Annotated in this window: 23 protein-coding genes; 8 read left to right on the top strand and 15 right to left on the bottom strand. The window is 54.6% G+C overall.

Features of this window, described 5'->3' with window-relative positions; translation table 11 throughout:
• Positions 1 to 33 precede the first annotated feature (33 nt).
• The 4 genes from cobT to V7775_RS13645 form a co-directional block, all read right to left on the bottom strand.
• A complete protein-coding gene (gene cobT, locus V7775_RS13660) occupies positions 34 to 1,911 on the bottom strand; it encodes a cobaltochelatase subunit CobT (RefSeq protein WP_335752459.1) in 1,878 nt (625 codons plus the stop codon).
• Complete coding sequence (locus tag V7775_RS13655) at positions 1,908 to 2,624, bottom strand: aspartate/glutamate racemase family protein (protein WP_335752458.1); 717 nt, start codon at positions 2,622 to 2,624, stop codon at positions 1,908 to 1,910. Before V7775_RS13655 ends, cobT begins: the two co-directional genes overlap by 4 nt.
• On the bottom strand, positions 2,621 to 3,607 hold the full coding sequence (gene cobS / locus V7775_RS13650) for a cobaltochelatase subunit CobS (RefSeq protein ID WP_335752457.1): 987 nt from the start codon (positions 3,605 to 3,607) through the stop codon (positions 2,621 to 2,623). Before cobS ends, V7775_RS13655 begins: the two co-directional genes overlap by 4 nt.
• 349 nt (positions 3,608 to 3,956) lie before the next feature.
• Complete coding sequence (locus V7775_RS13645; protein WP_335752456.1) at positions 3,957 to 4,583, bottom strand: J domain-containing protein; 627 nt, start codon at positions 4,581 to 4,583, stop codon at positions 3,957 to 3,959.
• Positions 4,584 to 4,677: 94 nt separating this feature from the next.
• On the opposite strand from V7775_RS13645, the gene V7775_RS13640 reads away from it, so the two are divergent.
• A complete protein-coding gene (locus V7775_RS13640) occupies positions 4,678 to 4,935 on the top strand; it encodes a BolA family protein (RefSeq protein WP_335752455.1) in 258 nt (85 codons plus the stop codon).
• Here V7775_RS13640 and V7775_RS13635 read toward each other — a convergent pair.
• The 3 genes from V7775_RS13635 to V7775_RS13625 form a co-directional block, all read right to left on the bottom strand.
• Positions 4,932 to 5,414 carry a DUF4177 domain-containing protein gene (locus tag V7775_RS13635; RefSeq protein ID WP_335752454.1) on the bottom strand — a complete coding sequence of 161 codons (483 nt, stop codon included), beginning with the start codon at positions 5,412 to 5,414 and terminating at the stop codon, positions 4,932 to 4,934. The two genes, V7775_RS13640 and V7775_RS13635, sit on opposite strands and share 4 nt — an antisense overlap.
• A 148-nt stretch (positions 5,415 to 5,562) precedes the next feature.
• Positions 5,563 to 6,042: a thioesterase family protein gene (locus V7775_RS13630; RefSeq protein ID WP_335752453.1), complete on the bottom strand. Its 480-nt coding sequence runs from the start codon at positions 6,040 to 6,042 to the stop codon at positions 5,563 to 5,565.
• Between the two features lie 110 nt (positions 6,043 to 6,152).
• Positions 6,153 to 6,830, bottom strand: coding sequence for a helix-turn-helix transcriptional regulator (locus V7775_RS13625; RefSeq protein WP_335752452.1), 678 nt, complete (start codon positions 6,828 to 6,830; stop codon positions 6,153 to 6,155).
• Between the two features lie 78 nt (positions 6,831 to 6,908).
• On the opposite strand from V7775_RS13625, the gene V7775_RS13620 reads away from it, so the two are divergent.
• Positions 6,909 to 7,340: a hypothetical protein gene (locus V7775_RS13620; protein WP_335752451.1), complete on the top strand. Its 432-nt coding sequence runs from the start codon at positions 6,909 to 6,911 to the stop codon at positions 7,338 to 7,340.
• A gap of 9 nt (positions 7,341 to 7,349) precedes the next feature.
• Here the strand turns inward: V7775_RS13620 and gatB are convergent, their stop codons facing one another.
• Complete coding sequence (gatB, locus tag V7775_RS13615; RefSeq protein WP_335752450.1) at positions 7,350 to 8,861, bottom strand: Asp-tRNA(Asn)/Glu-tRNA(Gln) amidotransferase subunit GatB; 1,512 nt, start codon at positions 8,859 to 8,861, stop codon at positions 7,350 to 7,352.
• A 219-nt stretch (positions 8,862 to 9,080) separates the two neighbouring features.
• Here gatB and V7775_RS13610 point away from each other — a divergent pair, with 219 nt between their 5' ends.
• A complete protein-coding gene (locus tag V7775_RS13610; RefSeq protein WP_335752449.1) occupies positions 9,081 to 10,067 on the top strand; it encodes a haloalkane dehalogenase in 987 nt (328 codons plus the stop codon).
• Between the two features lie 71 nt (positions 10,068 to 10,138).
• On the opposite strand, the gene V7775_RS13605 is transcribed toward V7775_RS13610, so the two are convergent.
• Both V7775_RS13605 and V7775_RS13600 read right to left on the bottom strand, forming a co-directional pair.
• Positions 10,139 to 11,689: an AMP-binding protein gene (locus V7775_RS13605; protein ID WP_335752448.1), complete on the bottom strand. Its 1,551-nt coding sequence runs from the start codon at positions 11,687 to 11,689 to the stop codon at positions 10,139 to 10,141.
• 67 nt (positions 11,690 to 11,756) lie between these two features.
• Complete coding sequence (locus tag V7775_RS13600) at positions 11,757 to 13,166, bottom strand: hypothetical protein (RefSeq protein WP_335752447.1); 1,410 nt, start codon at positions 13,164 to 13,166, stop codon at positions 11,757 to 11,759.
• A gap of 262 nt (positions 13,167 to 13,428) precedes the next feature.
• Here V7775_RS13600 and V7775_RS13595 point away from each other — a divergent pair, with 262 nt between their 5' ends.
• Positions 13,429 to 14,304, top strand: coding sequence for a transglycosylase SLT domain-containing protein (locus tag V7775_RS13595; protein ID WP_335752446.1), 876 nt, complete (start codon positions 13,429 to 13,431; stop codon positions 14,302 to 14,304).
• A 21-nt stretch (positions 14,305 to 14,325) separates the two neighbouring features.
• Here the strand turns inward: V7775_RS13595 and V7775_RS13590 are convergent, their stop codons facing one another.
• From V7775_RS13590 to pepN, 4 genes are read right to left on the bottom strand one after another with little or no spacing between them, the layout of a single operon-like run.
• Positions 14,326 to 14,760, bottom strand: a complete 435-nt coding sequence (locus V7775_RS13590) for a hypothetical protein (protein ID WP_335752445.1) — start codon at positions 14,758 to 14,760, stop codon at positions 14,326 to 14,328.
• On the bottom strand, positions 14,757 to 15,287 hold the full coding sequence (locus V7775_RS13585) for a hypothetical protein (RefSeq protein WP_335752444.1): 531 nt from the start codon (positions 15,285 to 15,287) through the stop codon (positions 14,757 to 14,759). Before V7775_RS13585 ends, V7775_RS13590 begins: the two co-directional genes overlap by 4 nt.
• Positions 15,288 to 15,304: 17 nt before the next feature.
• Positions 15,305 to 16,042, bottom strand: a complete 738-nt coding sequence (locus tag V7775_RS13580; RefSeq protein ID WP_335752443.1) for an SDR family oxidoreductase — start codon at positions 16,040 to 16,042, stop codon at positions 15,305 to 15,307.
• Positions 16,039 to 18,600, bottom strand: a complete 2,562-nt coding sequence (gene pepN / locus V7775_RS13575; RefSeq protein WP_335752442.1) for an aminopeptidase N — start codon at positions 18,598 to 18,600, stop codon at positions 16,039 to 16,041. Before pepN ends, V7775_RS13580 begins: the two co-directional genes overlap by 4 nt.
• Positions 18,601 to 18,895: 295 nt before the next feature.
• Between pepN and V7775_RS13570 the strand changes: the two genes are divergently transcribed.
• The 3 genes from V7775_RS13570 (at position 18,896) to V7775_RS13560 (ending at position 22,439) form a co-directional block, all read left to right on the top strand.
• Complete coding sequence (locus V7775_RS13570) at positions 18,896 to 21,025, top strand: malate synthase G (protein ID WP_335752441.1); 2,130 nt, start codon at positions 18,896 to 18,898, stop codon at positions 21,023 to 21,025.
• A gap of 84 nt (positions 21,026 to 21,109) precedes the next feature.
• The gene (locus tag V7775_RS13565; RefSeq protein ID WP_335752440.1) at positions 21,110 to 21,535 is read left to right on the top strand and encodes a GlcG/HbpS family heme-binding protein; all 426 of its coding nucleotides are present in this window, start codon (positions 21,110 to 21,112) and stop codon (positions 21,533 to 21,535) included.
• Positions 21,536 to 21,659: 124 nt separating this feature from the next.
• Entirely contained in the window at positions 21,660 to 22,439 is a 780-nt protein-coding gene (locus V7775_RS13560) for a gamma-glutamyl-gamma-aminobutyrate hydrolase family protein (RefSeq protein ID WP_335752439.1), read from the top strand.
• A gap of 60 nt (positions 22,440 to 22,499) precedes the next feature.
• On the opposite strand, the gene V7775_RS13555 is transcribed toward V7775_RS13560, so the two are convergent.
• Positions 22,500 to 23,252, bottom strand: a complete 753-nt coding sequence (locus V7775_RS13555) for an SDR family NAD(P)-dependent oxidoreductase (RefSeq protein WP_335752438.1) — start codon at positions 23,250 to 23,252, stop codon at positions 22,500 to 22,502.
• Between the two features lie 323 nt (positions 23,253 to 23,575).
• Between V7775_RS13555 and V7775_RS13550 the strand changes: the two genes are divergently transcribed.
• Positions 23,576 to 25,150: a Re/Si-specific NAD(P)(+) transhydrogenase subunit alpha gene (locus V7775_RS13550; RefSeq protein WP_335752437.1), complete on the top strand. Its 1,575-nt coding sequence runs from the start codon at positions 23,576 to 23,578 to the stop codon at positions 25,148 to 25,150.
• Positions 25,151 to 25,153: the final 3 nt, after the last annotated feature.

Here is a 25,153-nt window from a genome sequence, read left to right as displayed (position 1 = left end):
GCTATTTTACCTCTGAATTAAATCGCACGGCGATCAGCTGGCCCGTTTCATACTCATGGCGCGCGCCCGTTTGCGTGGATCACTTTCAAACAATGACGCCAGTTGTTCGGTCATGGCACCCGCCAACTGCTCAACATCGGTGATGGTAACCGCGCGGTCATAGTAACGGGTCACGTCGTGACCGATGCCAATGGCCAACAGCTCAACCGCTCTTTTCTTTTCGACCATTGCGATCACATCGCGCAGGTGTTTTTCCAAGAAATTCGCGGGGTTAACGGATAATGTACTGTCATCTACAGGCGCGCCATCTGAAATGACCATCAGGATTTTACGGGATTCCGCACGCGCCATCATCCGGCGGTGGGCCCATTCCAGTGCTTCGCCGTCGATGTTTTCCTTCAGCAGTCCTTCCTTCATCATCAGACCCAGATTGGGCCGTGTCCGGCGCCACGGGGCGTCAGCGGATTTGTAAATGATGTGGCGTAGATCGTTCAAACGGCCGGGGCCAGTGGGGCGCCCTTCATTGAGCCATTCTTCGCGGGCTTGGCCGCCTTTCCACGCGCGGGTGGTAAAGCCTAGGATTTCAACCTTGACGTTGCAGCGTTCCAGCGTGCGGGCCAGAACATCGGCACAGATTGCTGCAATCGAAATCGGACGTCCGCGCATTGAACCCGAGTTATCAATGAGCAGCGTCACAACCGTGTCGCGGAATTCAGTGTCTTTTTCGACCTTAAAACTGAGCGGCGTTGTTGGGCTTGCAACAATGCGGGCCAGACGGCCTGCATCCAGCGTACCTTCCTCAAGGTCAAACTCCCATGAGCGGTTTTGTTGTGCCTGAAGGCGACGCTGCAGCTTGTTTGCCAAACGGCTCACTGCACCTTTAAGCGGCTCAAGCTGTTGATCAAGATAGGCGCGCAAACGCTCCAGCTCGGCGGGTTCGGCCAGCTCTTCGGCACCGACGGTTTCATCGTGCGTACTTAGATAAACGGTATAGTTCGGGTCAGCGTCTGATACAGGCTGGGGCGCAGGTGGCTCCATCGGGGCTTCACCCTCTGGCATCTCTGCCTCATCGCCAAGCTCCTGATCGGCCATCTCGTCCATGGAAACCTGAGCCTGAGACGAGTCCTGCTGCTCTTCCTGACTTTGTTCAGGGGAGGCGTCGGCATCTTCTTGATCTTGGTCGTCGCCGCCAGTGCTGTCAGGATCGTCTTGATCGTCAGCGCCTTCCTCGGCTTCGTCTTCTTGGTCATCGTCCACACCGTCAGGGTCATCGCCCAATTGGTCTGCATAGCCCAAATCAGTGATGATCTGGCGTGAGAATTTGGCAAATGCCGATTGATCCTCAAGCGCATTCTCAAGATCGTCCAGCGTGCCACCGCAGCTGTCCTCAATATAGCCGCGCCACAGTTCCATGACGTTTTCAGCACCAGCCGGCATTTCGCGGCCCGTGGCCAGATGGCGCACAAGGTAACCCGCAGCAACGGCCAAAGGCACATCAGAGGCGGTTTTGGCCTGATCATACCCTTTGCGCAGGGCGTCGTGTTTGATTTTGGCGTCGATGTTGCCGGCGGTGCCGGGCATGTCACGTGCGCCTACGGCCTCACAACGCGCGGTTTCCATCGCTTCATACAGATCACGCGCCATTTCGCCTTGAGGCTGGTAGCGGGCATGGGTCTGGCCGTTGTGATATCGACGGTTAAGCGCAAGCGCATCCGCAGTCCCGCGCGCCAGCATCACCTCTTCGCGGGTCATGCGGCGGGTCACTTGGGGCAGGCGCATCGCATCGCCCGTCAGGCCAGACGGATCAACGGTATAGCTCACCGTGAGGTCGGGATCATTGGCCATAACCTTGGAGGCTTCGGCCAAGGCTTTTTTGAAGGCGTCTGCTGGATTGTCGTTTGACTTGTTCATGCCACGATACCTTTGACATCTAAATTCATTTGGCCTGTCGCAAGACGGGCAAGCACATCAACATGAACGTCAAGTGCATCAATCACGGGGTATTCAACGGTGCTATTCTCAAAGGCAAGGCATAGGTCCGTACCTGCAAGGACGACGGCATCGACACCATGGTCGTTAACCATACGCCGTCCAGCATCATGAAACAGTTCCTGTTGATCGGGTGAACATTGCATGGCCACTGCCATATCCAGATATGTCTGTCCCAGAGTGTCGATCTCATCTTCTAAAACAACGGCTTGGGTCTTGTTCAACTGACCAAACAGCAATGTGTCCATCACAATCCGAGTGCCCAGTAGTCCGACCTTTTTGATACCTTGATCTGCGAAGTAATCATCTAACGGTAACACCCCACTGACCAGCGGAAGCGCAGAAATTGTCTGCGTTTCGGCAAAGCAAAAGTGACCACCCAAAGACGTAATCGCAGCGCAGTCAGCGCCTGCTGCCTTGAGGCGGTCAATCAATTTGGCATAGATTTGGGCCTGATCATCACGCTTATCCGCAAGGGTGTTACCGATAAGCTCACGCGCATCTGCATGTACAATTGTAATGTCTGCAGTGCCGCCAAATTTGGCGACAGCTGCTGTTAGTCTTTGGTAATAAGAAACCGTCGACGCGACGCCAATACCGCCAATCAGGCCGATATGAAGCCGCTTCGCACTCATCCCAAGCTCACGCTTGCAGCGCTTTCTGGCAGTTCTTCGTCAAACAAACGCTGATAGAATTCGGCAACGGTCTGACGCTCTAGCTCATCACATTTGTTGAGAAAGCTGAGGCGGAAGGCATAGCCCACGTTTTTGAATATTTCCGAGTTCTGCGCCCATGCGATCACCGTACGTGGCGACATAACAGTGGACAGATCGCCGTTCATAAAGGCAGTCCGCGTCAGGTCGGCAACTGTGACCATCTGCTTGACGGTCTTGCGACCTGCTTCGGTGTTGAAATGCGGGTTTTTAGACAGAACAATTTGTGTCTCAGCGTCGATGCTTAGATAGTTCAGCGTCGAGACAAGTGACCAGCGGTCCATCTGACCTTGGTTGATCTGTTGGGTGCCGTGGTAAAGACCTGTCGTATCACCCAAACCAACAGTGTTGGCTGTCGCAAAGATGCGGAAAAACGGGTGTGGGGTAATCACTTTGTTTTGGTCCAGCAACGTCAGCTTGCCATCGACCTCAAGAACACGCTGGATCACAAACATAACGTCTGCGCGGCCTGCATCGTATTCATCAAACACAATCGCAGTCGGCGTGCGCAATGCCCACGGCAGGATGCCTTCTTGGAACGCTGTAACCTGTTTGCCGTCAATCAGTTTGATGGCGTCTTTACCGATCAGGTCAATCCGGCTGATGTGGCTATCTAGGTTGACGCGCACGGTTGGCCAGTTCAGGCGGCTTGCCACCTGTTCGATGTGCGTGGATTTACCTGTACCGTGGTAACCCTGAACCATAACGCGCCGGTTGTGCGAAAAGCCCGCAAGGATTGCCAGCGTGGTATCAGCGTCAAATTTGTAAGTGCTATCGAGTTCAGGCACACGATCTGTGCGCTCTTCAAAGCCCTTCACAGTCATGTCTGAATCGATGCCAAACACCTCACGTACCGAGATATCCTTGGTCGGGGTTGCGTTGAGGTCCAGTCCGCCGTCAGCCATGCTAAATCATCCTAAGTATATTTGCCCCGAACGCGGGGTCATATGGTTTGGGGTGCAACATATCGACGGCAGGAGCAAGGGAAAGGCCTAAATTGTACCAGTTCATAGGGCCAGTTTTGCGATCCTGCCAAAATCGATTGTAATCAGTGCAACAGTAGCACTTTTATCTCGTGTTTGAAGAAGAGGAAACTTTGTCGCGGGGATATCATCTGGCTGAATGTGACGCTGCGTCATGTTCTGCCGTACCAGGCCAGACTGCAGTGGCAGTTTTTTACAAGGCCCCGACAGATGAAATTCCCAAATTTGGGCAAAACGGGCCAACGCAAACGATTGGCCCGAATATCAATAGCTAGTCCTTAAAGTTCCGGCTGGTCTTGAGTTGATCCCAAGCCCAGACAACCAATTGCAACTGCTCTTCCTGAGAACGGTCGCCACCGTTCATGTCAGGGTGAAGAACCTTGATCAATGATTTGTAAATCTTACGGATTTCCGGCTTGGTCAGGTTGTCTTTTGCATCCAGAACCTCAAGCGCGCGCTTTTCTGTGGGCGGCAGGCGACGGCCTGCTTGTGGGCCTTTACCAGGGTTCTGGGTTGCGTTTGCACCCAGTACTTGATGCGGGTCCTCAATGCCCAGACGGGCCCATGCGCGGGCCTCAGGGTCGCCCATAGGCTTTGTGGGGCGGTCCCAAACTTTGTCTTCCGACATTTGGGCGTTCATTTCCGCCTCTGTTGTTCCGTGGAAGAAATTCCACTTTGTATTGTACTCACGCACGTGTTGTTGGCAGAACCAAAAATAGTCGTCCAACACATCGGGCGCTTTTGGTGCGCGGTATTTTCCCGCATCGTCACAGCCATCGTGATCGCATACGCGTCGCGAGGTTTCGGACGCGCCAGACATGCCACGGCGTCCACGCGGGTTCTTCTTTTTAGAAGAAGAGACAGACATATCAAAACCAAAGGGATCGTTTTTTTGCATGGGTGCACCTTTCCGACTCAGGCTCGTCACTCTAAACGTATGGCTGTCAGAGGAAAGGGGGCGGCGAAAATAAATCGCTCCCATTGGAGGGTTTATGTTGGTCAAAGACGAAATTGAGAGCGCGTTGCGTAAAGTTTTTACTGTGGAGCGGCTTGAAGTTGCAGATGTGAGCGAGGCGCACCGTGGCCATTCAGGTTTTCGTGAAGGGGGCCAAACGCATTTTGATGTTGCGATTACGGCGCCTGATTTTGTCGGGCTTAGCCGTTTGGCAAAACATCGCGCGGTTCACAGCGCGCTGGGAACAGAATTGATTGGCCGCATTCACGCCCTATCGTTGGATATCGCACCCTAGGTCTTTGGGTCTTCTTTATCTTCTTCGGTGTCGTCATTATCCGGCGTTTTTGATAGGCTGCGCGCACGTGCAAGGATGCTCAGAGAGGCGCTAATACCGCTGTCAGCCTGGGTGTCTTCAACGCCATTATCAGCCAAAGGTTTTACAGCATCGTTGTCATCGGACATTTCAAACGTCTCGGCAGGCTCTTGCGTAATCTCAGCAGGGGCCGGCAACAGCTCGGGCTGGAACTCGGATGCGTCACCTGCGCGCGGTCTGCGAAAAACCAGCACATTGCGCCACTCTGTGGTGGTTCCTGTTAGGCCGGACCGCTCAGTGGATGGCAGCGTCTCCGAGCGCTGGTATTCCCACCCGTATCCAGCCATTCCGTTCATAAGCTCTTGTAGAGCAAACGAAAACTTAGCCTCGGCACCACGCACACCTTTCCCTTTGATGCCCTTTGTGGGGGCGGGAACGACCTTGTATTCATAGCGGATCATGGGCGTGGCTTTCGGGTGGTTTTCGCTCTTCTAACGTGGGGGCAACTGAAAGGAAACAGTCAGCGACAGGATCGTATGTCTATCCGCATACCTGTCGTTTGGATATTTTTAGTTTCACCGCCTGTGTGCTTCCGATTACAGAAACGTATTATTTCCGGATAATCCCGATTTTTGATCCCACACGTTCGGGCAAGGGCGCGTCTTTTTGCGCTTCTTTCATAGCAGCCAGCTTGCTAAGGATTTCTTCAGGCATCGGGGAAACGCGGGGCTTTTCGCCGGACTGATCGACGTGCAAAGTCAGTGCTTCACCTGTCGCGGCAAGCCAGCCATCCTCGTGCCAGAGTTCCTGAAAAACGTGAAACCGTTTGGCATCATAGTCAATGAGCCGGAATGTCGTAGTGACGCGGTCGCCCTCATGTAGCTCGCGCACGTAGCAAATGTGAAATTCAGCCACATAAGTCGTGCAGCTGGTCCGGTCACGGTAGTCAGGGCCAAATCCGATCAGCGGATAAGAGTGATCTGCGCCCTTATCCATCAGGACTGAATAATAGGCCATATTCAGATGACCATTATAGTCGATCCATTCGGGCAGAACGGTAAGGGGGGATGAACGGAAAACCTGTGTCATTGTACTGGCCTTGGGTAAGTGTTGAATGTCTTTAGATAGCCTGCGACAGCCGAACAGCAGTTACAACGTGTTATGGTCGATTTACGGTTCGGCCGTAGCGTCGCTTTGTTCTAGGGCGGGGGCGCGGTTATCGATTCAGATTTATGGCGCGCCTCCCATTCCGCCAGTAATGCAGCCCCTTTGCCTGTGAATGTGGTGTTTAAAGGGGTGCATTTTTCCATCCGATCTAGCCGGAAATGGCGAAATGCGTTGCGTAGGGTACACCACGCAACGATGACAGTGTTGTCGCTGTAATAGATCAACGCCAGTGGCCAAATAAAGCGCGTTGTTTGCTGGATTGCCACATCTTGATACGCGATTTCCAAAACTTGTTCAGCTGCAATCGCGCGGCGCACTAGCGGTGCAGCGGTGTCATAGGGCGCGCCCCAGCTAGAGGCGATAAGCTGCCGCGTTCCAGGTGCTATGGCGCTTAACTTGCGCGATGCGCGGCGGGCGGCTTTTAACAGATCAGGATCACCAAGGCGGGCGATCATTTCAAGGCCAAGCGCCACAGCTTCGGCCTCATCCGCGTCCAGATTAAGCGGGGGCAGGTCATAACCAGCGCGCATAACATACCCGATGCCTGCTTCGCCGAGTATCGGAACCTGTCTGGCTTGGAGGGCTGCAATGTCACGGTAAATCGTACGCAGCGATACTTCTAACGTCTCTGCGATCTGGAGGGCGCGAATGGGAACCTTGGCGTGGCGCAACATTTGAATGATCTCGAAGTACCTGTCGTTTTTTGCCACAACTCCGGTCCTCTACTGACGCACTGTTGTCAGTAGGGTTGGTGTAACAGGACCTCATAGTCAAATAGGAAAACGTAAATGGAAGCACTAACACAGATCAACACCGCCCTTGAAACTTGCCAGTTTGAACCTGTTTGGAGCGTGCGGGTTGAGCTGGCCACGCGGGATGATGCGCGCGTGCGCGAGGCGGTAACAGCAGCGGTAGGGCTAAGGTATGGCGATTACGAAGGGGTCGCTTTTGAGAGCGCGACAGGAATGCAGTTTTTCTCGCCATTAGCGGGGTCGGTCGTAGGTGATATTGGTCGCGCAATAGAAATGCCTGCGCGTGTGCTATCTTTTAGCGTGCCGCGCGACCCTGCTGTGCTGGCGGCCGCGGTTGAAGCCGTTCGGCATAGTCATACTTACGAGGTGCCTGTGATCACAGTTCAAGAAGTGCTTGCCTGTCGCGCTGATGACAGTGACCAGCGCGACAATCCAAACCGTTGGTGGAACCGCGGATTTACGGAATAACTAAGTGTCTTAGCCCTGAAGCTTTTTGGCGACCAATTCGTTCACAGCTTTTGGGTTGGCCTTGCCGCCTGTCGCTTTCATAACTTGCCCAACAAACCAACCAGCAAGTTTGGGGTTGGCCAGCGCTTTTGCAACCTGATCTGGGTTGGCGGCAATGATTTCGTCCACGGCGGCCTCGATGGCACCCGTATCTGTCACCTGCTTGAGGCCGTCGGTCTCGACAATCTCGGCAGGATCACGGCCAGTGGTATAAGTGATTTCAAACACATCCTTAGCGATCTTGCCGCTGATGGCATCTGATGCGATCAGATCAATGATACCGCCCAGCAGGGCAGGTGTAACAGGACTGTCCGAGATGTCTTTTTCGTCTTTCTTGAGACGGCCAAACAGCTCGTTGATGACCCAGTTTGCGGTCATCTTGCCATCGCGGCCGTTGGCGGTTTCTTCAAAATACGAAGAACTGTCCAGATCCGCAGTCAGCACGGATGCGTCATAGTCGGACAGACCAAAATCATTGATGAAACGGGATTTCTTAGCGTCTGGAAGCTCGGGCAGGGTGGCTGCGATTTCGTCTACCCATGACTGTTCGATCTCAAGGGGCAGCAGATCGGGGTCAGGGAAATAGCGGTAATCATGCGCTTCTTCCTTGGACCGCATTGAGCGCGTTTCCTGCTTGTCTGGATCGAACAGACGGGTCTCTTGGTGGACTTCACCACCTGCTTCAACGATAGCGATTTGGCGCTTGGCCTCAACGTCGATGGCTTGCTGGATGAAACGCATGGAGTTCATGTTTTTGATCTCACAGCGGGTGCCGAGGTGACCAAAGTCACCAGTTGCTGCGTATTTTTCGTACTGACCGGGGGCGCAGATGGATACGTTTACGTCCGCGCGCATCGCGCCAGACTGCATGTCGCCGTTGCACGTGCCAAGGTAGCGCAGGATCTGGCGCAGTTTGGCAAGGTATGCTGCAGCCTCTTCAGGGCCGCGAATGTCAGGACGCGATACAATCTCCATCAACGCAACGCCTGTGCGGTTGAGATCGACAAAGGACATGTTTGGATCCATGTCGTGGATTGATTTGCCTGCGTCCTGCTCAAGGTGGATACGTTCAACACCGACCATACGTGCAGTGCCATCGCCCATTTCAACCAGTACTTCGCCTTCGCCGACGATAGGGTGATACAGCTGACTGATCTGATAGCCTTGCGGCAGGTCAGGGTAGAAATAGTTTTTGCGGTCAAACGCGGACCATAGGTTGATCTGCGCCTTTAGGCCAAGGCCTGTGCGGACTGCCTGTTCAACACAGAATTCGTTGATGGTGGGCAACATGCCGGGCATGGCTGCGTCTACAAATGCCACGTTGCTGTTTGGCTCTGCGCCAAATTTTGTCGATGCAGCCGAGAACAGCTTGGACTTTGACGCCACTTGCGCGTGGACCTCCATGCCGATCACCAGCTCCCAATCTTGTTTGGCACCTGCAATGGTGCGAACTTTGGGCGTTTCGTAGGTGAGATCGAGCATAAGAGTGCGCCTTATCAATATTGGTTTAGGTCGGTTTAGCGGGGCGCGCGGGCTGGTTCAAGAGCAAGGCGGGCATGGGGCGTGCAATAAAGCGGATCTGGCGGACTGAATGAGCACCTCACATTGGAGTGAGGTGGGTAATAGTGACGTAGGGTCTGGAATGGTTCCCGCAAATATTATCGGGATAGTTGCAGGCATCACTTCAATGGAGAACACCAGATGCAGATTATGCGCACCCCTGATGACCGCTTTGATGGCCTTGATGGCTATGCCTTCAAACCGAACTATACAAATGTGACAGCTGCGGATGGGACCGATATTCGCATTCACCATATCGACGAGGGTGAGGGACCATTGCTGATCTGCATGCACGGTCAGCCCACTTGGAGCTATCTGTGGCGCAAAATGGTCGCCCCATTGACCCAAGCAGGCTTTCGCGTTGTCGCGCCTGACCTTGTTGGGTTTGGTCGTTCAGACAAACCCGCAGCGCAAGACGATTATACCTACGTCAATCACGTTGACTGGATGGGCCAGTGGCTGGCAGCAAATGATTTCAACGATGCGACATTGGTGTGCCAAGACTGGGGCGGCTTGATTGGCCTTAGAATGCTGACTGCAGCCCCTGATCGTTTTTCCCGCATTGTGGTCGCAAACACAGGATTGCCTGACAATACGTTGGTAAAACCTGAAACATCCGCTGCCTTGGCGCAGATGGCCCCAAATGTGCCGTTGGTATCCGCCGCTGAACTGGGTGCGAAAATGGGCAGCGGCGCGCCAGATGCGTTCCTGCATTGGATCAAGTTTGCATCTGAATCGCCTGAGTTCACAGCCTCGTCGATCTTTTCGCCCAGGACCGCGCCAGAGGTTCTAAAAGGCTATGAGGCACCGTTCCCTGATGAGAGCTATTTTGCGGGTGCCCGCAAATTCCCGTCGCTGGTGCCGCTTATGCCGCATCACAGTGATGACCGCGCAGACAATGACAAAGCGTGGGAAGTTCTGGGCGCGTGGGAGAAACCTGTGCTGACCGCATTTAGCGACCGTGATCCAGTGACAAAGGGTGGCGAGGTCGCCTTTCAAAAGCGCATTCCCGGTGCGAAAGGCGTTGCGCATGTTACGATCAAAGATGGCGGGCACTTCTTGCAGGAAGATAAGCCAGAAGAGTTTGCGGCTGCGATCATTACCTTTGTTCAAGCCCATTCCGCCTAAGCTATTGATCAACGCTCTACCCTTTATCCGGGGTAGAGCGCATTTGTTTAGAACGGTGTTACCCGAACGACTTAGATTGATTGTGCCTTAAGAACGCGGCGCAAGATTTTACCCGAAGCTGATTTGGGGATTTCATCCACAAACGTCACGCGGTGCACCTGTTTGTACTTCGACAATGTCTTGGCAAGATGTGCCTTGATGTCTTCCTCGGACGGGGCAGGATCAGCCGTGACCACAAAGGCGATGGGCAGCTCGCCGGCTTCATCATCGGGCAAGCCAATAACAGCCGCATCAATGATGCCATCCAAACTCACCAATGTGGCCTCAAGTTCCGCAGGAGCAACTTGGAATCCCTTGTATTTGATCAGCTCTTTGAGGCGGTCAACGATGTACATAAATCCTTCATCATCGATGTAGGCGATATCACCCGTCTTGAGCCACCCATCGGCAGTCAACGTCTCGGCGGTTGCCTTTTCGTTGTTCAGATAGCCCTTCATGACCTGAGGACCTTTGATCCACAGCTCACCTTCACTACCCGCCGGCAGGTCTTCCCCGCTTTCTGGGTCAACAATGCGGCATTGGGTGTTTGGCAGCGCGACACCAGACGAACCCGATTTGGGATTGTCGAACGGCGTTGTGTGGGAGACAGGAGATAGCTCCGTCATGCCAAAGCCCTGCAAGGAAACACAGTTAATGCGTTTGCCCACAGCGTCAGACACTTCAGCGCCCAGTGGTGCAGCACCGGAAAAGATTTGCTCAACGCAGCTGAGGTCATAGTTATCAACGATGGGATGTTTCGCGAGGGCTAGCGCCACGGGCGGCACAATCCACATGCGGCGCGCTTTGAAATCTTGCGAGATTTGCAAAAACAGCTCTAGGTCAAAACGGGGCATGGTGACCAATGCGCCCCCCCCAGCAAGATGCACGTTCATCAAAACGTTCATCCCGTAGATGTGGAAAAACGGTAGGAAGGCCGCGGCGGTTTCGCCGGGGCGCACATCGCCGCCCGAGATAACCTGATCGACGTTAACAACCAGATTGCGGTGACTTAGGCGCACACCTTTTGGCAAGCCTGTTGTGCCAGATGAATAAGGCAACACAACCGAATGTTCGTCCAGATCGACAGGTATTTGAGCCTCGATTGGGGCGCCATAGTACGAAGACAACGCCTCGGCGCCATCGGTGGCTTCGCCCATGACAACTACTACTTGGTTCGCCGCATCTTTGGCTGCTTCCTGAGCGGTTTCTAGGAACATAGGAATGGTGATCAGAATATCAGCGGCACTGTCGCGTAGTTGATGCGCAACTTCGGAGGCCGTGTAGGTTGGGTTAATGGTGGTAATGGTGCCGCCCGCCCAAGCAACGGCGTGAAAGACAACACAGTAATGGGGAATGTTGGGCGACATGAGCGCCACTGTTTTGCCAGTGCCTACGCCGCGCGCTGTTAGCCCCCCAGCAAGTGATTTGACCTGCGTCATAAACTCACCTGCGGTCATCGCGTCCCCGCTAAGGCCATCCGTCAGGATAACGTCGTCTGGTCGTGTTACGAGGTTTTCAAAAACGCGTTCGGTAATTGATTGATCGCGCAGAGCAATGTCTGCGGCGGCGGTTTTATATGTCATGATAATCTCTCCCTGAGAAATGAGCTTAGGGAGGGGAAGTGGAACTGTCTAGCGTGGCGTTCTTAGATCAAACAGACGTGCCAGTTGGTCCCTGATCCGTAAAGACGATGCGCATTCCATCTGCGATTTCGCGTTTGAACAGGCCTGCAAGGATGCGCATTGCATCGTCTTGTCCGGCTGCTGCAAAACGGGAGGCCGAAGACACGCGTAAATTGTTTGCAAAACCTTGGGCAGCGTGCGCCCAGATCATCGGGTGCAGTTCTGTCAGGTGTTCGCGTACGATCCAATTCGCGCAATCGGCAATCTGGGCGCGGTTTGCGTCAGCGGCGTCATTTCCTGAAAACGCCTCACCAATGGTGTTGGCGCAATAGGCGGCCAGCAAATTTACGGTGTGGGGTTCGGGGCGGTGCAGGACAATGTCGCGTAGCCCTTCTATAAAGAACGGCAGATCCAACAAGGCGCAAGCTTCGTCATCCACACTAATTGCGTCAAACATGACCCAAGTATACCCACCAGCACCCCAGATTTTTTGGGTGCGTGCTGCTGTGCGGCGCGCTTCCAGTTCCAGCCCTGCATATGATCCATAAGAACGTGGCAGCATTTGTGTCCCGAGAGACCTAAAGGGGCTGGTGTTTTCAGGGTTCAAATCAATAAGGGCTTCATAGCGGTCTGCCACCATCTGGCGGCTTGAGTCATTGCCACGCAGCAATGCGCAAGATGTATTCGCCAAAAGGGCCGATTTCGCCGGCTTGCCGTGGAAGGACTGAATGATGTCACGGGAACGCGCAAAATGCGCATCAAAAGCTTCCCGGTTGCGGGGGGCGATTTCAACATCCCACCCAATGCCGCGCCACGCCCATGCCATATCGATATGGGCCTGCGCAACAATACAGCCGATCGTATAATCATGGGGATATTCGGCCAGTACAAATTCCAATGCTTCGATACCTTGCATCAAAGGCGCGTCATGTTCGGGTGTGCGATCAATTAATGCGTGTTCAGCCGCATGCACAACATCAGCGCGTGCGCCGAATGCCATCAACTCAGCAACACTCATACCGCCAGGGGTCATTGCGCCCTCCCGATCTGCAGCCGCAATGATCTCCGAGAGCTTATCCCAGTCTTCTTGCCGCACCAGATTAAGGGCGAGATTTTGATGTTCGTCGCGGATGCGTTCTTCGAGCGTTGGATCGGGGCAGGGGATGGACAGTTTGCTCAAAACACTGCTTGTCATTTCAGGTGCTACATCGGCTTTGGTGTAACCTTGCTCCAACAACGCGCCCTGTTCCTTGCGTACCAGCTTGGATTGTTTCTTGTGTTTCGAAGCACGTTTGCGAAATGGCGAAGGAGACTGGGAACCACTTTTTGACGGGTTACTTGCACCTGTTGGCACAACTGCTTCGCTTTTCACGACAGTGCGCTGCACTTCGCGGCGTATGCCGGGGAGTTTGCGAAACAGAGAGGCCAGTTGCGTCATTGAGCGATCCAATACAGTAATCTGTGGATATTGAAGCTTACTTTCCCCCATCAATGGGGCGCGAAAGTGGCGCTGGAACGGTGATGTCGCGGAGTTCACTGGGCGATTTGACGCGTTTGGTTAACAAATGGTTACGATTTGTTGCGCTGTTTGCTTGGATGTTCGGGAATGTCGGTCAATGTTGCAAAGTGGTTAACAATGGCGGTTATTGGCCATAGTTATGCGCTTGTCAGGGGGCAAGAGTGCAGCCCATACTGTTTTAATGAAAAAAACCTGTTTGATTTCGTTTCATTTAAATCGGTCTGCGCGCACCATTGTTTCTCGCTTCTTTGCCTATGCCGTGCTGGCGACGGGCCTCGGTACAGGTGTCGCGACCGCGCAACTGGCGGTCAACGACGGGACGATCGATCAAACACCAGCGGAACGATCCCAGATACTGCCAGAGGAATCTGCCAGCAAGCCAGTTCCGGTGCTGCAACCTGTTAATCCTGAAACTGAGGTGTTTTTGTCAAACGACGTGGCCCTGCCAGACGCCGAAACGTCAGTGCCTATTGTTGACGGTAAAACAATTGCTTTGCGCCCACCTGTCCGCGTACCTCATATTCCGCGCACGCGTTGGCAACACATGGAAGGACACTCTGTCTGGACCCGTGCCGCGCTGTCTGCCCTTAAATCGCATGGCAGCCCCTTGGTCGATATGGTGCCGGGGGACATTACAAATTGGTGTCCTGCGTATGCCGATAATGATGATGCAAAACGACGCGCGTTTTGGGTTGGGTATATGTCTGCTCTTGCGAAACACGAAAGCACCTACAAACCGTGGGCTGTTGGCGGTGGCGGCAAGTGGTACGGGCTGTTGCAAATCCTGCCAGCCACCGCGCGCGGGTATAAATGTAACGTAGGAACGGGCGAGGCGCTTAAGAACGGCGCCGCGAACCTGAGCTGCGGTGTGCGGATCATGGCGTTTACGGTCAAACGCGATGGCGTAATTCATGGACGTGATAACAAGTGGCGCGGCGTCTCTGCTGATTGGGGCCCGATGCGCAGCGCGTCAAAGCGGCGTGATATGGCGGGCTGGCTCAAGCGGCAGAACTATTGCACGCTTACCAATTCAGTGCGGCCACGCACGCGGCCATAGTCAGGCGTTCAACCTAAGATTTCATCCCATCAGCGAAAAATGATGCCGTATGGTTTTGAGACCTGCCTCTGTCGCGATCGGTTCAAAAAGGGCGTGCGGGGGCGTTGCTGGGACTGGTACGCGGATCTTTACGCCAGAGGGGCGCACCACAGTAAGGCGCACAGACATATCCAGACGTGTATCAAACCGCAGATGGTCAATTTCGGATAATGCTATTTCGGCTTCTTGGCGCGGCGTGTTCCAGCGCAGGTATTGATCGTCCAAGGACAAGGTTGCGTTGGGGTCGGCGACCAGATCATAAAGGGCAGGCAGGGTGAACGCGCCCAGCAGCACGACGACGTAGGGCGCCGCATCTAACCAGAGATAAGCGGCAGCCAGTACCGCCCAGATCACAATCAGAATGAATGCGGTGATAGGGCGGCGCCCTTGGCTATGATAAACGTAGGGTAAGGTCATGCGGTACGAAAAATACGGGCCAATGCCCCCATCGCATCTGCCTGACGTGCGCTGGGCATGCCTTTGGTCCCCGATGCAGTGACATCCCCAAGCACGCTCATCATTTTACCAAAAAAGGGGCCGTGATCCAACTGCTTGAGGCGTTTGGTTAACCGGTCAAATGCCGGGGTGGGACCGCCGCCTTCTGTGATTAGCCATGGGCAAAGGGTGCAAAAATCATCAACCTGAGTATCACCAACGTTCAGGTGTTTTTTCAGTGACGTGGTAAGGGTCTCGTTACAAGGCTCCTGATTGTCATCCATTTGCGCAAAAGCGAGCGCCATGGCGGCGACACATAATTCCGGGCTGTTCACGCTTACGATGGAGTGGACGTTGGTCTGGGCTTGAAACCCAATACGCTTCGCCGCAGCACGCACTGGCGCGGAAGCATCAATATATCCGCCAATCATATGCGCACCACGTTGAAAACGGCGATAAAAGACGTAGGCGGCGATAACTACGCCGCAAATCAGAAGAAATGTAGTCATGAAAATCCTTTAAATAGTTATCTGCCGCCAGTGACATCCAGAGTAGAGCCTGTGACGTAGCTTGCGCCTTCAGACATGAGCCATAATACGGCTTGGGCAACTTCATCAGCGCTGCCTGTGCGCTGCATTGGTACTTTGTTTGCAAGGCGCTGGGCGCGGTCGGGATCGCCCCCTTTGGCGTGGATTGGGGTCTCAATCAGCCCCGGTGCCACCCCCATAACGCGCAGGCCAGCGGGCGCAACTTCATCAGAGAGGCCTTTAGTGAAAATATCCATTGCCGCCTTGGTGGCTGCGTAATCAACGTATTGGTTGGCAGAGCCAAGGCGGGCAGCTGCCGAGGTGATGTTGATGATCACACCTTTACCGCGCGGCTCCATCCGTTTGACGGCCTGTGCGGCGGCGAGCATCGCGCCGATGACGTTTACATCAAACATCTCGCGCAGACGCTCATGGGTAAGGTCGGCAACCCGTGTGGCCGGCCCGACGATGCCTGCATTGTTTATCAGTGCATCCAATGCTCCCGTTGCATCCACCAGCGCAAACACAGCCTCTAACGCCGCAGGGTCAGCGACGTTTGCCTGAATGATCTGGGTATGTGCGCCAGCCGCTTGCGCGGCCTTTGCTACGGCCTGCGCGCCCGCTTGATCGCTGTTGTATGTTAGGATCAGGTCATATCCCTGCGTGGCGGCCAGCACGGCACAGGCCGCGCCGATCCCTGTTGAGGCACCTGTGATCAGGCAAAGCGGTCTGCTCATGCGTTTGAAATCCGTGTGAGCATTTCAGTTGTGTCACGGCTCAGGTTCGGGGTGGCAAGGATGCGTGTGACCTCAGCGCGCATCAGCTCCTGACGGGCAGGGTCATAGCGTTTCCATGTTTGGAAGGCAGAACACATGCGCGCCGTGGTCTGCGGGTTGATCGGATCAAGATTAATCAGCCAGTCGGCCAGCAGCTTATACCCCGCGCCTGAGGCGTGGTGAAACCCTGCGTGGTGCATGATGAGCGAGCCAAACACCGCACGAAAGCGGTTAGGGTTTTTCCAGTTGAAATCGGGATGCTCGGTGAGGCCTGCGGCGACTTCATGCGCGTCTTCTGGGTCTGCCTCAATCACTTGGAGGCCAAACCATTTGTCCATCACCAGACGGTCGTCTTTCCATTGAGCTTCAAACGCCTTGAGCGCTGCGTCGCCACGCCCTGCGCGGATAAGATTGGCAAGGGCGGCGAGTTGTTGGGTCATGTTGTCCGCATGATCGTATTGCTCTTGAGCCAGCTTGCCGCCGTCGCTGCGGGTCAGCAGGGCAAGGGCGGAATTACCAAGCGCGCGTTTGCCTGATTGCTCTGCATCAGGGGCGTAGGGGGCGGTGACGAGGTTGTCCTCATAAAGGTCGGGCAGAACATCGGCCAGCTCGTGCGCCATGGCTTCGCGCAGGGCTTCTAGGGCGGCGTGGATGATGTCTGGCTCTGGGGTGTGGCCCGCGTCATGTAGGGCGGTGGCCAGATCGGACTGGGCAGGCAGGGCCATCATCAGACGGCGATATGCGGGCTCTAGCGTATCGTCTTTTACGACGGCGTGCAAACCGCGTAGGTAGGCAGGATCGGCGCGCGTGCCTTTGAGCATCATATCCATCAGCGTGTTGCGCGCCAAGATGCGGCCAGCTTCCCAGCGGTTGAACGGATCGGTGTCATGGGCAAGCAGGTGGGCGTGATCTGCCGAGTGCTCGAGGACCACGGGGGCCGAAAAGCCGCGCAAGATAGAGACGATGGGGTGCTCTGTCAGACCTGTGAAGGTGAAGCTTTGGGTGGTTTCGGACATTTCCAGAATGGTCGTTGGCGTGACCTCGGTGCCGTCCGTTCCTAGCAAACCCACAGATATGGGAATGACAAAGGGTTTTGGATCGGGTGTGGCCGCGCTTGGTGGTGTGTGCTGGGTAAAGGTGAGGGTAAGTGTATCGCCCTCCCATGTCTCCTCAGCCTTAAGGCGTGGTGTACCTGCTTGGGAATACCAGCGTTTGAATTGGGTCAAATCACGTCCAGTTGTGTCCTCGAACACGCGCAACCAGTCCTCAATCGTGGCCGCATCGCCGTCGTGGCGGTCAAAATACAACGTGACTGCATCTTTGTAGGCTTGATCCCCAACAAGGGTTTTGAGCATCCGTATCACCTCCGCACCTTTTTCGTAGATGGTGGCGGTGTAGAAGTTGTTAATCTCTTGAAAGCTCTCCGGGCGCACGGGGTGGGCAAGGGGGCCTTGATCTTCGGCAAACTGGCGGCCGCGCAGATCAATCACATCGTCGATGCGTTTGACGGAACCGCTGCGCATGTCCGAGGTGAACTGGCTGTCGCGGAAAACAGTTAGCCCTTCCTTGAGGCATAGCTGGAACCAATCGCGGCAGGTAATACGGTTACCCGTCCAGTTGTGGAAATACTCATGGGCGATAATCGCCTCGATCCGTTCAAAGTTCAGATCGGTCGATGTGGCCTGAGAGGCGAGCACAGCAGAGGAGTTAAAGATGTTCAGCCCTTTGTTCTCCATCGCGCCCATGTTGAAATCATCCACTGCGACAATGTTGAAAAGGTCCAGATCGTATTCACGACCATAAACATCTTCATCCCATTTCATGGAATCCTTAAGGGCCTGCATACCAAAGGCGCATTTGCCCTCATCACCGGGGCGCACATAAAGGTTGAGCGCCACATCGCGCCCCGAGGAGGTGGTAAAGCTGCCCTCATGGGCGATGAGATCACCAGCGACCAGTGCAAACAGATAGGCGGGCTTGGGCCATGGATCGTGCCACTCGGCATGGTGCTCGGATGCGTTCATTGGGTTGCCATTTGATAGCAACACAGGGTGTGGACCGTCGATGCGCACGGTGAAGACGCTCATCACATCGGGGCGGTCAGGGTAGAACGTGATCTTGCGAAACCCTTCGGCCTCGCACTGTGTGCAATACATGCCGTTGGACATGTAAAGGCCCTCAAGGGCGGTGTTGTTGGCCGGATCAATTTCGACTTCGGCCTCCCACGCAAACGGGCCGACAGGGACGGGCACGGTTAGCCCTTCGTCCGAAATGGTGGGTGTGACGGGGTTTCCGCCTATTTTCGCCCAGATCAGTTTCAGCTTTTCGCCATGCAGAAACATTTCGCTCAACGGAGCAGCGGGGTCTTCTACATAATCGGGGTTTGGCACAAAGTGGACTTTGCTCAGGACGCGTGTGGCGTGCGGATCTAGCGTGAAATTCAATTCCACGCTTTGAATTGTCCATGGGTAGGGTGTGTAATCGGACAGGTAGATTGTTTCAGGTGCCGCGTCGCGCATCAGGAAGCCTTTGTTTTGAGCAGTTCATCACGGGTACGTTAGGTCTGTGACTGACGAGCTGCAAGGCAACAGGTGTGGAAACAACAGAACAGTATGTGCCCCAAGTAGGTACTAATCGTTAAAAGGGTGATCCGCTTTGCATTGAGCGGGTCGTTACGCGGGGAGGATGTAGTGCGGGCCGAATTGGTAAGGATATTTTACCAAAGCCTCTTGCGAGCCTTGTGGGTTGTGTTATTGCTTGCGGAAATACTCTTTCCTATCGGAAACTTTTACTTAGCATACGGGGACACATCTCATGAAAAGACTAGACCGCAAGGAATTGCAAGTAGACGCACAGTTGGCTGAATTCATTGAAGATCAGGCGTTGAATGGTCTAAGCGTGAGCGCTGATGTTTTCTGGAGTGGCTTTTCAGAGTTGGTTCATGGGCTTGGTCCAAAGAATCGTGAGTTATTGGAAAAGCGAAGCGCAATTCAGGGGCAGATCGACGAATGGCATCGCGCGCGCAAGGGGCAGGCTCATGACGCGGTCGCCTATACTGCTTTCCTAAAAGAGATCGGGTATCTGGTGCCCGAGGGCGCGCCATTTGAGATCGAAACAACAGGTGTGGACGCCGAGATCGCGTTGACACCGGGTCCGCAGTTGGTTGTGCCCATCACCAATGCACGTTTTGCGCTGAATGCGGCAAACGCGCGGTGGGGGTCTTTGTATGATGCGTTTTACGGCACGGATGCGCTGGGCGATTTGCCAAATGCGGGCGGCTATGATGCAGCGCGCGGAGCGCGCGTTGTAGCGCGCGCCAAATCGTTTCTGGACGAGGCCGCACCTTTGGCAACGGGCAGCCATACGGATGCGACAGGCTACAGTGTCGTTGACGGTTCATTGGTGCCGGCACTGCGCGATCCGGCACAGTTTGTAGGCTTTACAGGTGAAGTGACTGGGCCAACTTCAATACTTTTGAAAAACAACAGCCTACATGTTGAGATTAAGGTGGATGCGACCCATCCAATCGGCAAAACCGATCCCGCACATGTGGCTGATGTGATCATGGAATCCGCACTCAGCACCATCATGGATTGCGAAGACAGTGTTGCCGCGGTTGATGCGGAAGACAAAGTTGGCGCTTATTCCAACTGGCTTGGCCTGATGCGGGGCGATCTAACCGAGAGCTTTGAAAAAGGCGGCCAGACTGTAACACGGATCATGAACCCTGACCGCGACTATACGGCACCGGATGGCGGCGCGGTATCGCTCAAGGGGCGCTCGCTGATGCTGATACGCAATGTGGGTCACCTGATGACAAACCCCGCAGTGTTGGACCGTGACGGTCTGGAAGTGGGCGAGGGGCTGATGGATGCGATGATCACGACGTTGATCGCCATGCATGATATGGCCCGCGAGGGGGGCAACTCCCTGACAGGGTCGGTTTATGTCGTTAAGCCAAAAATGCACGGCCCCGAAGAAGTTGCCTTTGCTGATGAAATATTCTGCCACGTCGAGGCGGCGCTGGGCTTGCCCGCTAATACCGTCAAACTGGGTATTATGGACGAAGAGCGCCGCACATCTGTTAATCTGGGCGAGTGTATTCGCGCAGCGAAAACGCGTGTGGCCTTTATCAATACGGGCTTCTTGGATCGGACGGGGGATGAAATCCATACCTCGATGGAAGCGGGGCCAATGGTGCCAAAAGGTGAAATGAAATCATCGCCTTGGATCAGTGCCTATGAAGACCGCAACGTGGATATCGGCCTTGCATGTGGTCTGAAAGGGCGCGCGCAGATCGGCAAGGGGATGTGGGCGATGCCTGACCTCATGGGCGAAATGTTGACGGCCAAGATTGGCCATCCTCAGGCGGGTGCCACCTGCGCATGGGTGCCGTCCCCGACAGCGGCGACATTGCACGCGATGCATTATCACAGCGTTGATGTCATGTCGCGCCAAGACGAGATCGCAGCAGGCGGTGCGCGTGGCACGCTAGAGGATTTGTTGACCATTCCGGTTATGACGGGCCGCAACCTGAGTGACGAAGAGATCACCCGCGAGATCGGAAATAACGCGCAGGGTATTCTTGGATATGTGGTGCGTTGGATTGATCAAGGTGTTGGCTGCTCCAAAGTACCCGACATCAACGATATAGGCCTGATGGAAGACCGTGCAACCTGCCGGATTTCGGCGCAGGCGCTGGCCAACTGGCTGCACCATGGTGTGATCTCAGAAGAACAAGTGATGTCTGGCATGCGCAAAATGGCCTCTGTTGTGGATCGTCAGAACGCGAGCGACCCATTGTACAAACGTATGGCACCAGATTTTAACGGGATCGCCTTTAAAGCCGCCTGTGAATTGGTTCTTGAGGGCGCACAGCAGCCGTCAGGTTACACAGAGCCAGTATTGCATGCACGTCGGCTAGAGCTGAAGGCAGCAGGCTAACTTGCTGTAAAATAACAGGCCTTGGGGGATGACCCTCTGGGCTTCCTACAGTTATACAGCATCAAACACTTGAGAGGCAACAAGATGAATCTAACACTGAGAAAAGCACGTACAATAATCCGTAAGACGTTTGAAAAAGGCGAAGAGATGGAGCTCAAGGCACTGTCTGCTGTCGTTTTGGACGCGGGCGGCCATGTGATCGCATTTGAGCGTCAGGACGGTGCAGCACCGGGTCGTTTTGCGATCGCGCATGGCAAAGCATACGGCGCCGTTATGTTGGGCATGTCTGGCACAGCCCAAATGGCCCGCGCAGAACAGCAGCCCTATTTTATGGCCGCTGTGAACGGTGTTTACGGTGGGCAAGTGATCCCTGTTCCTGGCGGTGTTTTGCTGCGTTCGGCCAAAGGCGTTGTGATCGGTGCCGTTGGTGTAACGGGTGACACGTCAGATAATGATGCGATTGCGGCTATGGCTGGGATCGAAGCTGCCAATCTAATTGGCGAAGTCTAAAAAGATTTGCTTAATAATGCATCGCGCATACCTGCCTGAGAGGTGTGCGCGAATGCGGTATTGAGGCTTTGGCTTAAGAACGGTATCCTTGACTAGAACGGTTCTAATCAAAGGGTTCAGCACTATGGGTCGTCCCGTCATTGGCATTATTGGCAATAGCTTTCTAATCAACGAACAATACGCGATTTATGGCGGTGGTGCCATGAACTGCCAGGCCATCTCTGAAGTGTCGGGGTGTATCCCGTTTCTGGTGCCTTCTGATCCCTCCCTTGTTTCCGTGTCCGAGTTGATGGACGCCTGTGACGGCTTTTTGCTGACGGGCGCGCGCCCGAATGTGCATCCCGAAGAATACGGCGAGGAAGAAACCGCAGCGCATGGCGATTTTGACCGCGGTCGCGATGCGGTCGCTCTTGATTTGACGCGCGCATGTGTTGAAGTAGGGCAGCCGATTTTCGGCATCTGTCGCGGTTTTCAAGAGATGAACGTGGCGATGGGTGGAACGCTTTATCCTGAAATCCGTGAGTTACCGGGCCGGATGAACCACCGCATGCCTCCTGATGGCTCTATTGAGGAAAAGTTTGAGCTGCGCCACGATGTTCGTTTTACCCCCGGCGGCGTGTTTAACCGTGTGATGGGCACAGAGGTCGTGCGGACAAATACACTGCACGGGCAGGGGATCAAGGCTGCTGGACCGCGTGTTGTGGTCGATGGCTACGCCGAAGACGGCACACCAGAAGCGCTTTATGTTGAGGGCGCTGCAGGCTTTACACTGGGCGTGCAGTGGCATCCGGAATATGAGGCGGCAAAAGATCCGGTATCGCGCCCGTTGTTTGAATCCTTTGGCAATGCCGCCCGCGAATGGTCCGCCGGTATTCGCCCCGCAGCAGTGGCCCGCGCGGTTTAAACCGCTATGCAGCGGGAACAAGCATTCGCCGCTGCATAGTTTGATCAGGTGATTGCGGTGTTAAACCATGCCGCCAGCGATCTCGATGCTTTGGCCATTGATGCTGCCTGAATCTGGCCCAACCAACCACGCGGCGGCAGCGGCAACTTCTTCTACGGTGACCAGGCGCTTGTGACGGTTTACTTTCACCATCATATTGAGCGCGTCTGCTTCGGAAATACCTGCGCGTTCCGAAATTGATTGCGTATTGCGCGTCACAATCGGGGTGTCGACATATCCGGGGCACAGTGAGTTAAATGTGTAGGGCGTTCTCAGATACTCTTCACTAAGCGATCGGATCAGGCCGATCATCCCGTGTTTGGATGCCGAATAGCAGGCTCCCCCCTGCAAGCCCTTTAGGCCAGCCATAGACGAGACCGCGACAACGCGCCCCCAGTCGGTATCCTTCATTCCTTTCATGCTTTCGCGGATTGTTAGAAATGCCCCGTCCAAATTAGTGGCCATCATATCCCGCCAGAATGTCATGTCGGTTTTATGGGCTGCCTTGCCTGTGGCGACTCCGGCGTTTGGTACGCAAATCTGGATTGGACCCTGTGCTGCGACGGCTGCTGCAATCTTTGCGATCACATCATCCTCGTTGCGTACATCCATCGCCATCGGCGTCATGCCGTCTGTGGCAACTTCCTCCAATACCTCCTGTCGGCGGCCTGTAATGGTTACGTGTGCGCCACGTTCTACAAGCATGTGCGCGATGGCCAAACCGATGCCTGTACCGCCGCCAGTGATGAGTGCGTGTTTTCCATTTAGTGTCATGTTTTCTCTCCCTTTGAGGTTAGCCTAGGCCGTGAAAAGGGGGGCGGATAGGGGCGACGGTTTTAACGTGGCGGCAGAATGAAGTGATTCCATTTTCCACTCCGGTTGCATTGTTGCGTGCGAATATTGTTGTGCGAAATATTATTACGTGACGAAATCTGCATCATTTTTGAGTAATTCGCCTTTGGTCTCTCAAAAACTGACGCCTCACTGCGTAATATCCCTGAGACGCGCTTGTTTGTCGGTAAACCGCGCGATAGATCAGATGAATTATCTGCGACACGCCAGTTTCGGCACCAAACAAGAATTTTGGGAGATTTTGAGTGAAGATCGGGACACCTAAAGAGGTATTCGAGGGCGAGCGCCGCGTGGCTATGACGCCCGAGAGCGCTTTGCAATTACAGAAACTAGGCCATGAGTGCCTAATCGAGACAGGAGCCGGCGCGGCTTCGGGCTTTGACGATGCGGCCTATGCGGCTGCAGGCGTTGAAGTGGTGAAAACCGCTGCAGCCCTTTGGAAGACCGCCGATGTGGTTGCCAAAGTGCGCGCACCTGACACAACAGAAATGAAGCGTTTGCGCGCTGAGCAGACGTTGATCTCGTTCTTCAGCCCAGTGGCTGACGCAGCGAAGATGAAATCGGCCGCCAAAAAAGGCGCAACCGTTGTCGCGATGGAGATGATCCCGCGCATTTCACGTGCTCAGAAAATGGACGCATTGTCCTCTATGGCAAACATCGCGGGCTACCGTGCTGTCATCGAGGCAGGCAATAACTTTGGCCGTTTCTTTACGGGTCAGATTACTGCTGCGGGCAAAGTACCACCAGCCAAGGTTTTGGTTATTGGTGGGGGCGTTGCGGGTCTGGCTGCGGTCGGCACATCCACCAGCCTTGGCGCAATCACAATGGCATTTGACGTGCGTCCCGAAGTGGCCGAGCAAGTCGAATCCATGGGCGCAGAATTTGTCTATCTAGATTTCAAAGAAGAGCAGCAAGACGGCGCTGCTACTGGCGGCTATGCCTCTGTGTCTTCACCAGAGTTCCGCGAAGCGCAGCTGGCTAAGTTCCGTGAACTGGCCCCAGACGTTGACATCGTCATCTGTACGGCGCTGATCCCGAACCGTGAGGCACCAGAGCTGTGGACCGAAGATATGGTTGCAGCAATGAAGTCGGGTTCAGTTATTGTTGACCTTGCCGCAGAGAAGGGCGGCAACTGTAAGCTGACCGTCATGGACGAAAAGATCGTCACTGATAACGGCGTGACAATTGTTGGTTATACAGACTTCCCTAGCCGGATGGGTACGCAGGCCTCGACCTTGTATTCGACAAACATCCGTCACCTGTTGACTGATCTGACCCCTGAAAAAGACGGTGTGATCAATCACAACATGGAAGACGATGTGATCCGCGGCGCAACAATTGCGCACGGCTCCGAGATCACCTTCCCACCACCACCACCAAAAATCGCAGCGATTGCGGCAGCTCCTAAAAAGGAAGCGCCAAAAGAGCTGACAGTCGAGGAAAAACGGGCCGCTGAAACAGCCGCATTCAAGGCGCAAACCAAAAACCAAGTCACGTTGCTTGCTGTTGGTGGTACCTTGTTGCTGTTGGTTGGTTTGGTTGCTCCGGCCAGCTTTATGCAGCACTTTATCGTGTTTGTATTGTCGGTGTTCATTGGCTTCCAAGTGATCTGGGGTGTTGCGCACAGCTTGCACACACCGCTGATGGCTGTGACCAACGCGATTTCTTCGATCATCATTCTGGGGGCGCTGATGCAGATCGGTTCCGGCTCTGGTTTAGTGGTCATACTTGCTGCTTTGTCGGTCTTCATGTGTGGGATCAACATTTTTGGTGGCTTCCTTGTAACACGGCGCATGCTCGCCATGTTCCAGAAATCTTAAAGG

Origin of the sequence: Sulfitobacter sp. (genome assembly GCF_036960155.1) — a bacterium.
GTDB lineage: Bacteria > Pseudomonadota > Alphaproteobacteria > Rhodobacterales > Rhodobacteraceae > Sulfitobacter.
The sequence above is the reverse complement of the archived record's forward strand: the minus strand, read 5'-3'. Positions and strand labels throughout refer to the sequence as shown.

Excerpts from the sequence above, each read along its gene's own strand:
- cobT (WP_335752459.1), bottom strand. The coding sequence starts at position 1,911 with ATGAACAAGTCAAACGACAATCCAGCAGACGCCTTCAAAAAAGCCTTG.
- V7775_RS13655 (WP_335752458.1), bottom strand. The coding sequence starts at position 2,624 with ATGAGTGCGAAGCGGCTTCATATCGGCCTGATTGGCGGTATTGGCGTC.
- cobS (WP_335752457.1), bottom strand. The coding sequence starts at position 3,607 with ATGGCTGACGGCGGACTGGACCTCAACGCAACCCCGACCAAGGATATC.
- V7775_RS13645 (WP_335752456.1), bottom strand. The coding sequence starts at position 4,583 with ATGCAAAAAAACGATCCCTTTGGTTTTGATATGTCTGTCTCTTCTTCT.
- V7775_RS13640 (WP_335752455.1), top strand. The coding sequence starts at position 4,678 with ATGTTGGTCAAAGACGAAATTGAGAGCGCGTTGCGTAAAGTTTTTACT.
- V7775_RS13635 (WP_335752454.1), bottom strand. The coding sequence starts at position 5,414 with ATGATCCGCTATGAATACAAGGTCGTTCCCGCCCCCACAAAGGGCATC.
- V7775_RS13630 (WP_335752453.1), bottom strand. The coding sequence starts at position 6,042 with ATGACACAGGTTTTCCGTTCATCCCCCCTTACCGTTCTGCCCGAATGG.
- V7775_RS13620 (WP_335752451.1), top strand. The coding sequence starts at position 6,909 with ATGGAAGCACTAACACAGATCAACACCGCCCTTGAAACTTGCCAGTTT.
- gatB (WP_335752450.1), bottom strand. The coding sequence starts at position 8,861 with ATGCTCGATCTCACCTACGAAACGCCCAAAGTTCGCACCATTGCAGGT.
- V7775_RS13610 (WP_335752449.1), top strand. The coding sequence starts at position 9,081 with ATGCAGATTATGCGCACCCCTGATGACCGCTTTGATGGCCTTGATGGC.
- V7775_RS13605 (WP_335752448.1), bottom strand. The coding sequence starts at position 11,689 with ATGACATATAAAACCGCCGCCGCAGACATTGCTCTGCGCGATCAATCA.
- V7775_RS13600 (WP_335752447.1), bottom strand. The coding sequence starts at position 13,166 with ATGACGCAACTGGCCTCTCTGTTTCGCAAACTCCCCGGCATACGCCGC.
- V7775_RS13595 (WP_335752446.1), top strand. The coding sequence starts at position 13,429 with ATGAAAAAAACCTGTTTGATTTCGTTTCATTTAAATCGGTCTGCGCGC.
- V7775_RS13590 (WP_335752445.1), bottom strand. The coding sequence starts at position 14,760 with ATGACCTTACCCTACGTTTATCATAGCCAAGGGCGCCGCCCTATCACC.
- V7775_RS13585 (WP_335752444.1), bottom strand. The coding sequence starts at position 15,287 with ATGACTACATTTCTTCTGATTTGCGGCGTAGTTATCGCCGCCTACGTC.
- V7775_RS13580 (WP_335752443.1), bottom strand. The coding sequence starts at position 16,042 with ATGAGCAGACCGCTTTGCCTGATCACAGGTGCCTCAACAGGGATCGGC.
- pepN (WP_335752442.1), bottom strand. The coding sequence starts at position 18,600 with ATGCGCGACGCGGCACCTGAAACAATCTACCTGTCCGATTACACACCC.
- V7775_RS13570 (WP_335752441.1), top strand. The coding sequence starts at position 18,896 with ATGAAAAGACTAGACCGCAAGGAATTGCAAGTAGACGCACAGTTGGCT.
- V7775_RS13565 (WP_335752440.1), top strand. The coding sequence starts at position 21,110 with ATGAATCTAACACTGAGAAAAGCACGTACAATAATCCGTAAGACGTTT.
- V7775_RS13560 (WP_335752439.1), top strand. The coding sequence starts at position 21,660 with ATGGGTCGTCCCGTCATTGGCATTATTGGCAATAGCTTTCTAATCAAC.
- V7775_RS13555 (WP_335752438.1), bottom strand. The coding sequence starts at position 23,252 with ATGACACTAAATGGAAAACACGCACTCATCACTGGCGGCGGTACAGGC.